Consider the following 12,586-nt stretch of genomic DNA (forward strand, 5'->3'; position numbering starts at 1 on the left):
CCCCAATTCTGACTCCCAATGATTTCCTTTCTCTTTGCCGGGCTCCTGCTGCTGCATTCGAGCGGCACGCCCCCGACCTCGCCCCCGTCCAAGCCGCGCTACACCTTCAGCAAGCTGACGTGGAGCGACGAGTTCAACTACACCGGCCTGCCCGACTCCACGAAGTGGAAATACGACGTGGGCGGCAGCGGCTGGGGCAATAAGGAGGAACAATACTACACCAAAGCCCGCCGCGAAAACGCCCGCGTGGAAGGCGGTAACCTCGTAGTGGAGGCCCGCAAGGAAGCCCTGATGCCCGCCAACCCCTACACCTCGGCGCGGCTGCTCTCGCGCGGCAGCCAAGCCTACGGCCGCTTCGAGATACGGGCCAAAATCCCGGCCGGGCGCGGCACCTGGCCCGCCATCTGGATGCTGCCCGACGTGAACGGCTACGGCAACCACAGCTGGCCCGACAACGGCGAAATCGACATCATGGAGCACGTGGGCTACGACCCCAACGTGATACACGCCACCACGCACTGCAAGGCCTACTACTTCCGCATCAACAACCAAAAAAGCGGCACCACCAAATTGCCCGACGCCACTACGGCCTTCCACGTCTACGCCATTGAGTGGACGCCGGAAACCATTACGGCCGACATCGATGGCGAACTATACTTCGCGGCCCGCAACGAGCGCACCGGCTGGGAAGCCTGGCCCTGGGACAAGCCCTTCCACCTGCTGCTGAACGTGGCCGTGGGCGGCGAGTGGGGCGGCCAGAAAGGCATCGACGAAGCCGCGTTTCCGCAGCAGATGCTGGTGGACTACGTGCGGTTTTACGCCATGAAAAAAGGCTGATTTATTGACATGGGACAATAAATCAAGAAAGTCATGCTGAGCTTGTCGAAGCATGACGGGCTACTAAATTTTCCACCCCCCCCTTACACCGCCCGGAATGGTGAGACTCCGGCCGGTGCTGCCGATGCCGGCGCCAGTGGCTGCCGGCGTCATCTTGAAGGAACGGGCCCCGGAGTGCCAGTTGGTGAGCCGGCCCGCGGCGGGCCCGTTCCTTTTGCGGCATTGCGCCGCTTCCTTCCCTCCGACTTTCCGTTTTACTATGAAAAAACCCGTTTCCCTTTTCCGGCGCCTGGCCCTGGGGGCCGCTTTCGCGGTGGCCGCCAGCCCGGCCGCCACCGCCCAGCGCCTGGGCCTGGAGCCCCGCGTCGACTCGCTGCTCAAAGCCATGAGCACCGAGGAAAAGCTGGCCCAGCTGACCAAAAACAGCTTCATGACCACGCCCGACAATGCCCGGCTCAAGATTCCGGGCTTCGTGATGGACGACGGCCCCCACGGCGTGCGCTTCCAGAAAGCCACGGCCTGGCCCACCGGCATGGGCATGGTCTCGACCTGGCACCGCGGGCTGGCCGAGCAGGTGGGCCAGGCCATGGGCGAGGAATTCTGGGCCTTTGGCAAGCAGCAGCAGTTGGGGCCGTGCATCGATTTGGCGCAGGACCCGCGCGGCGGCCGCAGTGCCGAAAGCGGCGGCGAAGACCCCTACCTGATTGGCCAGCTGCAGTCGCGCGTGGCCAAGGGCATCCAAAAAACGCCCGTGATGGCCACCGTGAAGCACTTCATGATTGAAGGCAAGCAGTCCACGCGCCACTCGCGCAACGAGCTGTTCACCGACCGCGGCGTGATGGAGCACTACGGCTACAACTTCCGCACGGTGGTGCAGGAGGGCGCCGTGCTCAGCGTGATGTCGGCCTACAACCTCATCAACGGCGAGCACGCGGCCGAAAGCCCGTACCTGCTGAACACGGTGCTGCGCGAGCGCTGGGGCTTCCCGTTCTACGTGGTGTCGGACTGGGACGCGGTGCACGACACGAAAAAGGCCATCCTGGCCGGCAACGACGTGTGCATGGGCTCCGACGACTACCTCAAGGACCTACCCGGACTGGTGGCCAGCGGCGCCGTGCCGATGACGGCCATCGACGCGGCCGTGCGCAACGTGCTGCGCACGAAAATCATGGCCGGCCTGCTCGATTATTACCCCAAAGGCAGCAAGGCCGACGCCAACACGCCCGCCCACACCCAGCTCAACCAGCAGGCGGCCCGCGAGTCCATCATTCTGCTCAAGAACTCCGGCAATATTTTGCCGCTGAAAAAGGCCTCGCTGAAGCGCATTGCCCTCATCGGCCCCAACGCCGACAAGGGCAACTTGAACTGCTACGGCAGCTCCGAAACCAGCCCTCCCTACGCCGTGAGCCTGAAACAAGGCCTGGAAACCAAGCTGGGCGTGGCCAAAATTTCCTTCGCCAAAGGCTGCGACATGAACAGCGCCGACACCACCGGCTTCCGGCTGGCCCGCGAGCTGGCCCGCGGCGCCGATGTGGTGATTTTCGCCGCCGGCCTCGACAGCACCCAGGAAGGCGAAGGCTACAACTCCGGCCACGACCGCGCCAATAACTCGGCCACCCTGCCCGGCCAGCAACAGGCCCTCATCAACGCTTTGGCCAAAGCCAACCCCAACCTGGTGGTGGTGGTGCAAAGCGGCGGCGTGTGCGCCATGCACGAAAGCCTGCCCCGCATGAAAGGCCTCATCTACAGCTTCTACGCGGGCCAGGAAGCCGGCACGGCCCTGGCTGATGTGCTGCTGGGCGACTACAACCCCGCCGGCCGCATGCCCGTGAGCATGCCCACCGGCGACAGCCAGCTCACCGCCTGGAGCGACGACCTGCGCGATGCCAACGGCGTAGGCTACCGCATGTATGATAAGAAAGGCACGAAACCGGAGTTTGCCTTTGGCGCGGGCCTGAGCTACACCACTTTCCAATACGGCAACCTGCAGGTGCCCAAAGCCCCGGTATCGGCCGGCGCCCCCGTCACCATCAGCGTGGACGTAACCAACACCGGCGCCGTGGCCGGCGACGAAGTAGTGCAGCTCTACCTCAGCGACAAATCCTCGAAGCTGGACATGCCCGTGAAGCAGCTCAAAGGTTTCGAGCGCATTAACCTGGCGCCGAAGCAGAAGAAAACCGTCACCTTCACGCTCTCGGCCGAGGACTTTTACTTCTGGAACGAGCAAACCAAGGCCTACGAAGTGCACCCCGGCGCCTACAGTTTCAACGTGGGCAGTGCCTCCGACAAGCTGCCGCTGGGCGGCGCCTTCACGCTGCAAGCCGCCACGGCCAAGCCCGATTTGAAGGTGACGCAGGTGTTCACGGTGCCGCGCTTCCCCAAGCCCGGCCAGCCCGTGACCTTTTATGCGATGGTGAAAAACATGGGCACCGCCCCGGTGCCCACCGGCAGCAAGCTCGGCGTCAATTTCACCATCGATAAGGCCGCCGTGGGCAGCCTGCAGGGCCTGCAGCAGCCGCTGCTGCCCGGCCAGGCCCGCCTGCTGCCCGCCACCACGAACAACTGGAAGCCCACCGCCAGCGGCAACTTCACCGTGGGCGCCGTGGTGGACGGCAGCAACGCCATCAGCGAGTGGCTGGAAAGCAACAACAGCTTCAGCCGGCCCATTCGGGTGTATTAACAGCTGGACATCGGGCTTCTCGGTCCAGTAATGGTTTTGGGCAGAACGTCATGTCGAGCCTGTCGAGACATCTCGTGTGCAGTAGTAATCCAATCATCAGGAATTACTGCTGCACGCGAGATGTCTCGACAGGCTCGACATGACGTTCTTTTGCTTTCCCTTAGGGTTGCTCTACCTAACAATCCCCGCATAGCTTCTCCCGGCCCGTATCTTTGGCAACGGCCGTGCCCGGTGGTGCCGGCCGCCCTTTCTGCATGCTCTCGGCCACCTCTCTCCAACGCCTGTTCGGCATCAAAGCCGGCGAAACCCGCACCGTGGGGCTGTTTTCGCTGCACAACTTCCTGCTCGGCATCGGCTCGGTGCTGGTGTACGTGGCGGCCAACGTGCTGCTGCTGGAGCACAACCCCGCCGAAAGCCTGCCCCTGGGCTACGTGGCCGGCGCCCTGGCCATGATGGCGGTGGGAAAAATATACACCTACTTCGAGCACCATTTATTGCTGCGCAAGCTGGCCGTGCGCGTGCTGCTGGCGGCAGTGGCGCTGGTAGGCGTGCTGGGCGTGCTGGTGGCCGTGGGCCATTCGGTGGCCGCGGCGGTGGCCATCATGGCGGGCTACCGGGTTATCTATCTGCTGACCAATCTGGAGTTCTGGGGCGTTTCGGCGGTGGTGTTTGACGTGCGGCAGAGCAAGCGCCTGTTCAGCGTCATCAGCTCTGGCGACATGCCGGCCAAGGCGCTGGGCGCTATTCTGGCGGCCCTCATCCACGGCGATGCGCAGCTGCCGGTGCTGCTGGGGCTGTCGTTTGTGGCCTACCTGGGGGCGCTGTTCACGCTGCGGGCCACGCTCAGCTCGCACGTGGTGGAGGCCACGGCGCGGGCGGTGCGCCGGGTGCGGCGGCCGCCGGGCCGGCTGGTGCAGCAGCTCTTTGGCGGCAGCGAGCTGGTGCTGGCCATGTGCCTGAGCCTGGTGGCCATTGCGGGCGTCATCACGGGGGTCGAGTACATGTTTTTCCTCAACGTGAAGCACAAGTTCCACGCGTCGGCCGACGTGATGCAGTCAGTGGGCTGGGTGCTGGCAGCTACCTACGTGGCGGCCACGTTTTTCAAGCTGCTGGTGAGCCGGCAGGCGCTGGAACGCTACGGAGTGCAGTGGTCGCTGCGGCTGCTGCCGGCAGTGGCGCTGGTGGCGCTGGCCGTTTTCGGGGGCCTGCAGGTGGCCGGTGGCTACAGCCAAACCGGGCAGCTGGCCTTCTTCTGCGGGTTGTACTTGCTGCTGGAAGTGCTGCGCCGCACCGTGTTCGACCCCGTTTTTCTCGTGCTCTTTCAGCCGCTGGCGCCCACGCAGCGCCTGGCCGCGCACACGCTGGCCAAGGGCTTTTACGAGCCGCTGGGCATGGGGCTTACGGGCCTGTTGTTCTTCGTGCTGGGCTACGTGGGCCGGCTGGGCGGCGGCTGGCCCTTCGCGTGGATGGGGGCGCTGCTGCTGCTGGCGCTTCTGTTTCTGGCCCGCACCTACCGCAGCTACCTCGCCGAGCTGAAAGAAGGCCTGGGCCGCCGCTTCGCCGAAACCGCCGAGCTGGCCCTGCCCGATGCTGCCCGCCACGTGGTGCTGGCCCAGTTGCAAAGCCCGCAGCCCACGGAAGTGCTCAATGCCGTGGCCTGGCTGCGCCAACGCGAGCCCGGCACCCTCGCCAGCCACGCCCCCGCCCTGCTCGAACACCCCGATGAGCGCGTGCGCCTGGCGCTGCTGGCCCCTTCCGGCGGCGCGGCCCTGCCCGCGGAGGCGTTGCAGGCGCTGGCGCTGCGCGACCCCGCCCCCGCCGTGCGCGCCGCCGCCGCCCAGCAGCTGGCCGCCACCGCCCCCGACGCCCCGGTGGTGCGGCAGCTGCTCACCGGCCAGGATTTGGACGCGCGCCAGGGCGCCATTCGGGGCAGCCTGGACGTGGCGCCGCAGCACGAGGCGGCCCGGCACAGCCTGCTTCAGCTGCTGCCGGGCACCCACGGCAGCGCTCCGGCCACCACCTACGACGTGGCGCTGCGCCTGCTGGCCTTCTTTCCGCCCGACATTCAGGCGCAGCTGGTGGAGCGCGGCCTGGCCAGCCCCGAGCCCGACGTGGTGCGCGCCACCCTCACGGCCCTGGGCGCGGTGGGGCATTTGCAGCTGGTGCCGCCGCTGCTGGCGGCCCTCAACGACAAGCACCTGTGGCAGCCCGCCGCCGACAGCCTTGTGGCGCTGGGCCCGGCCGTGGTGCCGCTGCTGCAAGCCGCCCTGCGCCGCGAGCCCGAACCGCTGCACCCGCAACGCGCGGCCCTGGTGCTGGAACGGCTGAACACCGGCACCAGCCGCGCCGCCCTGGTCGAGCTGGCCCGGCACCCGCACCTGTTCACCCGGAGCGTGGCGCTGCGGAGTTTGCGCCGCTTCCCAGCCCGGCCCGCCGACCGCCCCGTGTTTGAGCACCTGCTGCGCGAGGAATTCGACCTTGCCACGCAATTGCTGCAAGGCCTGGTGGCCGATGGACGCCCCGAGTTTGAGCCCGCCATTGAGTACGAGCTGAGCCTGCTGCACCAGCGCGTGTTCGGCTTGCTGGCACAGCTCTACGACGCCGAATCGGTGGCCACGGCGCAGCGCAACGTGGCCCACGCCGCCCGCGAGCGCCAGGCCAACGCCCTCGAAATCCTCGACAACCTCATTCCGCGGCCCGTGTACCAGGGACTGCAAGCCCTGCTCGATGACTCGCCGCTGGCTGAGAAAGCGGCGCTATTTGCCCGCCTCACCGCGCCCCAGCGGCCAGCCGCCGGAGCCGGCAATTCCCCAGCGCCCTTCCCTACCGCCGCAACGCTGCCCGCCGAGCCGCTGCCCGCGCTGCTGCTGCGCCGCGGCCACATGGCCTTCACCTCCTGGACGCTGGCCCTGGCCCTGCGCCGCTGGCAGCCCACCGAGCCCGACGCGGCCGGGCTGCTGCGCCCCTACCTCGTTTCTCCCTACCAGCTGCTGCGCGAGGCCGCCCAGGTGGCGGCCGCCTCGTTGGCCGCCGCGCTGGGCCAGCCTCTTTCCACGCTTCACCTCCCCGACATGAGCCATCATTCCTCCGACACCGCCGAAGCCCGCATCTCCTCGCTGGAGCGGGTGGTGATACTCAAAAGCACCGCCCTGTTTGCCCAAACGCCCGAAAACGTGTTGAGCAGCATCGTGCCCATTATGAAGGAAGTGACGTTTCACGAGGGCGAGGAGATTTTCGCGCAGGGCGACATTGGCACTTCGCTGTTCATTCTGCACGACGGGCAAGTGGGAATTTTCACCGGCGCGCAGCAGTTGGCCACCTTCGGGCCGGGCGACTTCTTCGGCGAACTGGCCCTGCTCGACGCCGAACCCCGCTCGGCCACGGCCGTGGCCCTGAGCGAAGTCCTGGCCTTCCGCATCGACCAGGAAGATTTCTACGATGTGATGGAAGAGCGCGCCGAAGTGCTGCGCAACATCCTGCGGATGCTGTGCCAGCGCATCCGGCTGCAGAACGAGAAGATGCGTGAGCTGGCTCGCTAAACCGGTTGCATGAGAAGATTCAGACAGCCATGCCTAGAAAGACGGTCATGTCGAGCTTGTCGAGACATCTCGCATGGGGGAGTAACTCATCCGATTGAATTGCTGCTGCACGCGAGATGTCTCGACAAGCTCGACATGACGGGCTTCTTTGCTTTCTGGCGCTAACTACTCCACCACCTCGTAAATCTTCACTGGCAGCGCCTTGTTCTTCAGCGTCACTTCGCTCACGAACTGGCACTGAAACGACTCCTTCACCTTCAGGTACACGGCTTCGCTGATGATAATCTGGTCGGCTTTGGCGGCTGACTGCAGGCGTTGCGACATGTTCACCACGTCGCCGATAACGGTGTAGTCCAGGCGTTTGAGGGAGGCCGAACCGATGTTGCCCGACACCACTTCGCCGGTGTTCACGCCGATGCTTACCTGCGGGCGGTAGTCGAAGCCGGCGGGCAGCGGGGCGTCGCTCTGCTGCAGGGCCTGGCGGGCCGAAAGCGCCGCGTCGATGGCGCGGTCGAGGTGGTGTTCGCCGCGGAAAACGACCATCACGGCGTCGCCCATGAACTTGTCGACGTGGCCGCCGTGGGCGATGAACTCCTTCACCACCAGGTCAAAATAGGTATTGAGCAAAGTCACCACGTCGGCGGGCGCGAGCTTTTCGGCCAGCGAGGTAAAGCCGCAGATGTCGAGGAAAACCACGGTGGCTTCCACGGTTTCGGAGGCCGTGAGGCGGTTTTCGAAGTCGGGCCGGGTCATGAAGTTGAGCACCGTTTCGTCGACGTACATCTTCAGAATGTTGTTTTCTTGGATGGCCTTGAGCGTGTCGCGTAACTGGCGCACCTGGTCGGCGGTTTTCTCGATGGTCACTTCCAGGTCGGTGAAATCGACGGGCTTCACCACGAAGTCGAACGCGCCGCGGTTCATGGCGGTGCGCAGGTTGCCGAGGTCGCCGTAGGCCGAGACGATGACCGTTTTCATGGCCGGGTGCTGGGCGTGGGTGTGGGTGAGCAGCGTGAGGCCGTCCATCACCGGCATGTTGATGTCGGAGAGGATGACGTCGGTATCGGGGTGCTCGGTGATGCGCGTGAGGGCCTCCTCGCCGTTGGTGGCGAACACAAACTCGTAAACAGCCTCGCGGATTTTGCGCCGAAACTTCTGCTTGATGAGCAGTTCCAGGTCGGTTTCGTCGTCGACCACCAGGATTTTCGTTTTCATAGAACGGGTTGTAGTCGGTAGAGTCCATGCGGCGGACACCAGCTAAACGTCATGTCGAGCTTGTCGAGACATCTCGCTCGGAGCAATAATCATTCGTGGGAACGAAGCACGCGAGATGTCTCGACAAGCTCGACATAACGGTCTTTATGCAAATGCTTAAGACGGCAGCAAATGTGCTAATTTATCCTTGAGCACGGCAAAATCCACGGGCTTGGTGAGGAAATCGTGGGCGCCCAGCTCTAGCGCCTTGCGGTGGCTTTCCTCGTCGCCGTAGGCCGTTATCATCATCATGGTGGTGGGCGGCATCTCGAACTCTTCCTTCACGTGGCCCAGCAAATCGAGCCCACTCATGCCGGGCATGTTAATGTCGGAAAGAATGATGAGGACTTCGGAATGGTGCGCGCGCAGGTATTCCAGCGCTTCCTCGCCCGAAAACGCGAAATTGAAGCTCCACTGCCCGCTGCGGATTTCGCGGCGGAAGCGCTGCTGAAACAAGTCGCGCACGTCGGTTTCGTCGTCAACTACCAGAATTTGCATGGGGCGGAATCGGCAATGAAAAAGTCTTCCCCAAAGGTAGAGCCGGGCCCGCGTTAGGCGGGCAGCCGCACCACAAATTCGGTGCCCTGGCCTTCCTGGCTTTCCACCGTGAGGGTGCCGCCGTGGCCGGTGGTCACGATGTCGTGGCTCAGCGAGAGGCCCAGGCCGGTGCCTTCGCCCACCGGCTTGGTGGTGAAGAAGGGCTGGAAAATGTGGGCCTGCACGCTCTCGCTCATGCCCGTGCCGTTGTCCCGCACCCAGATTTCGACGCCGTTGGGCACCACTTGGGTGCTCACCGTCACGGCGGGGTGGTAGGTGGAGTCGTCGCCCTGCCGCTGACGCTGCTGCACGGCGTAAAACGCGTTGGTAAACAGATTGATGAGCACTCGGCCCAAATCCTGCGGCACGGCCGGCACCAGCGGCAGCGCGTCGTCGAACTTGGTAATCAGCTCGGCGTTGAACTCCTTGTCTTTGGTGCGCAGGCCCTGGTAGGCCAGGCGAAGGCTTTCGTCCACGAGCTGGTTCAGGTCGGTGGGCACGCGCTGGCTGGTGCCGGTGCGCGAGTGCTCCAGCATGCCCTTGATGATGGACGTGGCGCGCTGGCCGTGCTGGCTGATTTGCTGCAGGTTTTGCTTCAGGCCGGCCAGGATTTCCTGCTCCAGGCCGTTGTTGCGCACCGGGTCGCGGTGCTCGCCCGTGATTTCGTCCACCAGGTCGGTGCTGACTTCGGCAAAGTTCTTCACGAAGTTGAGCGGGTTTTGCAACTCGTGGGCAATGCCGGCCGTGAGCTCGCCCAGAAATGCCATCTTCTCGCGCTGCACCAGCTGGTCCTGCGCCGTTTTCAGCTCAGCCAATGACTGCTCCAGGGCTTCGCGGGCCCGCTGCTGCTGGCGGGCGTGGCGGGCCAGCAGCAGGGCCAGGGCCAGCAGGCCCACCACGCCCGCCAGCAGCGCATAGGTGCGGTAGCGGGCCTTGAGGCGGGCCTGGCCGGCGGCCACGTCCTGGGCGCGCTGCTGCTCGCGGTAGTTGAGGGTTTGCAGGCGCATCACCTTTTCCTGGCCAAAGAGCGTGTCCTGCATCACCAGCATCAGGCTCTGGTACTTGAGGGCGCTGTCGGCGTTGCCGCGGGCCTTGAAGTCCTTGGTCAGCAGCGTACTGGCGTTGAGCACGCCCCGCAGAAAACCGTTGGCCTGGGCCGCCTGGCAACCCAGCCGGGCGTAGTAAATGCTGGAATCGAGCCGGCCCTGCTCCTGGTAGAGCGTGGCCAGGCCCACGTACGAAAAGTTGAGGCTGCGCAGGTGCTGCACCTGCTTCGACTCGGCGATGCTGGCCCGGTAGAAGGCTTTGGCCTGCGCCGTGCGCCCCTGTTTGCGGGCCACGTTGCCGAGGCCGTACAAAATGTAGTTGGTGGGCGTGTGCAGGCGGCGGGCCAGGGCGTAGGCCCGCTCCTGAAAAATGCGCGACGAATCGAGCTGGTCGAACACGTCGTAGGCCAGCCCGATGTTGCTGAGCTCAATCACCACGCGGCGCTCGTCCTTCAGCTCCTCCCCTATTTTCAGGGCCCGGAAGTAGTAGGCCAGCCCCTGCCGCTGGTCGCGCAGGTACACGTAAATGATGCCGATGCTGCGCAGGTTTTGGGCGGCCAGGGCGCGGTCGTGGGTGGCTTCGGCAATGCGCAGCGACTTCTGGAACACCTCCAGCGCCCGGGCCAGGTTGCTTTCGCGCAGGGCGGCGCCCAGGCGGTTCAGGGCCTCGCCCTCGCCGTGCCGGTAATGAATGCGGCGGGCCAGCGCCAGGCCTTTGTAAGCGTACACGGCGGCCGAGTCGGTGCTTTGGGTCCAAAGCTGGTCGCTGAGCTGGCACAGCAGCATCACGCGGCTGCTGTCGGGCAGCGGGCGGGCCAGCCGGCGGCGCAGGCTGTCCACGGCGCGGCTTTGGGCGGGCGCGGGCAGCGGGGCGCGGCCGTGCGCCGCCCCGGGCCGGGCCAGCAGCCCCAGCAGCACGGCCAGCTGCGCCAGCGGCCGGGCAACGCGAGAAAAAAGAAATAAAAACGACGGGCGCAATGGTCGGGGCACGAGGCCTGGAAAAAGTCGGCGTATTCCGAATCTGAGACGCGTTTGGGCTTTTGCTGGCTGGCGTTTCTTCGCCACCATTACCCGAACGCGCCGAAGCAAACGAACTAGCAGGCTGGCCATTAACCGGCCCACTCAATTAAGCGGCAAGCTACTCAGAAACTTCGTGAAATTCCCTTGCTGAGACTCGACCGTAGGCGGGCCAGCCACCCGGACGTGCTACATCCGGGGGCGGGTTCGGCCTGGCAAAAAGCGGCGGTCAGGCCGGCAGGCTGATGACGAACTCGGTGCCTTCGCCCTCGCGGCTTTCCACCACCAGCGTGCCGCCGTGGCCCTGGGTCACGATGTCGTAGCTCAGCGACAGGCCCAGGCCGGTGCCCTCGCCGGTGGGCTTGGTGGTGAAAAAAGGCTGGAAGATTTTGGCCTTCACGCTCTCGGGCATGCCCGTGCCGTTGTCCTGCACGCGCAGCTCCACGGCGTCGCCCACGCGGCGGGTGCTCACGCTCACGGTGGGCGCGTAGCCGGGCTCGCCGCGCTGCTGGCGCTGCTTCACGGCATAGAAGGCGTTGGTGAGCAGGTTGAGCAGCACCCGGCCCAGGTCCTGGGCAATGACCTCGACCGGCGGCAGGTTGGGGTCGAAATCGGGCTTGAGCGTGGCGTTGAAGCTTTTGTCTTTGGCCCGCAGGCCGTGGTAGGCCAGGCGCAGGTACTCGTCGGCCAGGGCGTTGAGGTCGGTGGGCGTGCGCTCGCCGGAGCTCTGGCGCGAGTGCTCCAGCATGCCCCGCACGATGCTGGCCGCGCGCCCGCCGTGCTGGTGGATTTTCTGCAGATTTTGCTTGAGGTCGGCCAGTAGGTCGGCTTCCAGTTCCAGGTCGCGGTCGGGCTTGTCGCGCTCCTCCTCCAGCTCGGTCACCAGCTCGGTCGAAACTTCGGCGAAGTTGTTGACGAAGTTCAGCGGGTTCTGAATCTCGTGGGCAATGCCGGCGGTAAGCTCGCCCAGGCTGGCCATCTTCTCGCTCTGAATGAGCTGGGCCTGCGTGGTTTTGAGCTCGGTGAGGGCCGCGCGCAGCTCCTCGGCCTGGTGGGTGAGGGCGGCGGTGCGCTCGTTCACCAGGTGTTCGAGCTGGGCGTTCTGGGCTTCGATGAGGCGCTTGGCTTTTTCCTCTTCTTCGCGCAGCACACGCTCTTTTTCCAGGGTTTTCTTCTGGCTGCGCGCAATGATGATGAAGGTGATTAGCCAGATGCTGACGAAGACCTGCGTGGTATCGAGGGCGCTGTCGTACTGCTTGGGTACTTTGCCGGTGGGGAGTTCCAGCAGGTATTCGATGAGCCAGTAAAGGGCCAGGGGCCCCATGGCCAGCAGCAGCGAGCGGGCGGGCCGGTAGTCGCGCACGGCCACCAGCACGGCCATCACCCCGGCCAGCACCAGCAGCCAGTACGCTTCGTCCAGGGTAGAGCTCTGAATATTGAGCACGCGGGCGCCGAGGTAGAGCAGCCCCCCCGGCACCCAAATCCAGGTCAGCCAGCGGTTCCAGCGCGGCAGGCGATGGGGCAAATCCAGAAATTTGCGCAAAGCGCTAACCACCCCGAAGGCCACCGGGGCAACGAGAAAAATATCGCCTAAATCCGAATAGTTCGCCATGAAAGAAGATGCGGCCAGCGGCCGGAGCCCGCCCCGGCCATGTTCCCGGCAATGTTACTCAGCAATG

7 protein-coding genes are annotated in these 12,586 nt (G+C 64.9%); 3 read left to right on the forward strand and 4 right to left on the reverse strand.

Annotated features, from left to right (window positions below; translation table 11 throughout):
- Positions 1 to 18: 18 nt before the first annotated feature.
- From I2H31_RS17615 to I2H31_RS17625, 3 genes are all read left to right on the forward strand, one after another.
- Positions 19 to 837 carry a glycoside hydrolase family 16 protein gene (locus tag I2H31_RS17615; protein ID WP_196294371.1) on the forward strand — a complete coding sequence of 273 codons (819 nt, stop codon included), beginning with the start codon at positions 19 to 21 and terminating at the stop codon, positions 835 to 837.
- A gap of 259 nt (positions 838 to 1,096) precedes the next feature.
- The gene (locus I2H31_RS17620; protein ID WP_196294372.1) at positions 1,097 to 3,517 is read left to right on the forward strand and encodes a glycoside hydrolase family 3 C-terminal domain-containing protein; all 2,421 of its coding nucleotides are present in this window, start codon (positions 1,097 to 1,099) and stop codon (positions 3,515 to 3,517) included.
- Between the two features lie 254 nt (positions 3,518 to 3,771).
- Positions 3,772 to 7,056, forward strand: a complete 3,285-nt coding sequence (locus tag I2H31_RS17625; RefSeq protein WP_196294373.1) for a cyclic nucleotide-binding domain-containing protein — start codon at positions 3,772 to 3,774, stop codon at positions 7,054 to 7,056.
- Between the two features lie 165 nt (positions 7,057 to 7,221).
- Here the strand turns inward: I2H31_RS17625 and I2H31_RS17630 are convergent, their stop codons facing one another.
- From I2H31_RS17630 to I2H31_RS17645, 4 genes are all read right to left on the reverse strand, one after another.
- Positions 7,222 to 8,268, reverse strand: coding sequence for an adenylate/guanylate cyclase domain-containing protein (locus tag I2H31_RS17630; RefSeq protein WP_196294374.1), 1,047 nt, complete (start codon positions 8,266 to 8,268; stop codon positions 7,222 to 7,224).
- A gap of 156 nt (positions 8,269 to 8,424) precedes the next feature.
- Positions 8,425 to 8,805, reverse strand: coding sequence for a response regulator (locus I2H31_RS17635; protein WP_196294375.1), 381 nt, complete (start codon positions 8,803 to 8,805; stop codon positions 8,425 to 8,427).
- A 53-nt stretch (positions 8,806 to 8,858) separates the two neighbouring features.
- The gene (locus I2H31_RS17640) at positions 8,859 to 10,880 is read right to left on the reverse strand and encodes a tetratricopeptide repeat-containing sensor histidine kinase (RefSeq protein ID WP_196294376.1); all 2,022 of its coding nucleotides are present in this window, start codon (positions 10,878 to 10,880) and stop codon (positions 8,859 to 8,861) included.
- A 256-nt stretch (positions 10,881 to 11,136) separates the two neighbouring features.
- Entirely contained in the window at positions 11,137 to 12,519 is a 1,383-nt protein-coding gene (locus I2H31_RS17645; protein WP_196294377.1) for an ATP-binding protein, read from the reverse strand.
- Between the last annotated feature and the right edge of the window lie 67 nt (positions 12,520 to 12,586).

The organism is Hymenobacter ruricola (assembly GCF_015694525.1).
GTDB classification, from domain to species: domain Bacteria; phylum Bacteroidota; class Bacteroidia; order Cytophagales; family Hymenobacteraceae; genus Hymenobacter; species Hymenobacter ruricola.

What these genes read in the sequence shown, in the direction of transcription:
- I2H31_RS17625 (WP_196294373.1), top strand. Translation starts at nt 3,772, where the DNA reads ATGCTCTCGGCCACCTCTCTCCAACGCCTGTTCGGCATCAAAGCCGGC.
- I2H31_RS17615 (WP_196294371.1), top strand. Translation starts at nt 19, where the DNA reads ATGATTTCCTTTCTCTTTGCCGGGCTCCTGCTGCTGCATTCGAGCGGC.
- I2H31_RS17635 (WP_196294375.1), bottom strand. Translation starts at nt 8,805, where the DNA reads ATGCAAATTCTGGTAGTTGACGACGAAACCGACGTGCGCGACTTGTTT.
- I2H31_RS17645 (WP_196294377.1), bottom strand. Translation starts at nt 12,519, where the DNA reads ATGGCGAACTATTCGGATTTAGGCGATATTTTTCTCGTTGCCCCGGTG.
- I2H31_RS17630 (WP_196294374.1), bottom strand. Translation starts at nt 8,268, where the DNA reads ATGAAAACGAAAATCCTGGTGGTCGACGACGAAACCGACCTGGAACTG.
- I2H31_RS17620 (WP_196294372.1), top strand. Translation starts at nt 1,097, where the DNA reads ATGAAAAAACCCGTTTCCCTTTTCCGGCGCCTGGCCCTGGGGGCCGCT.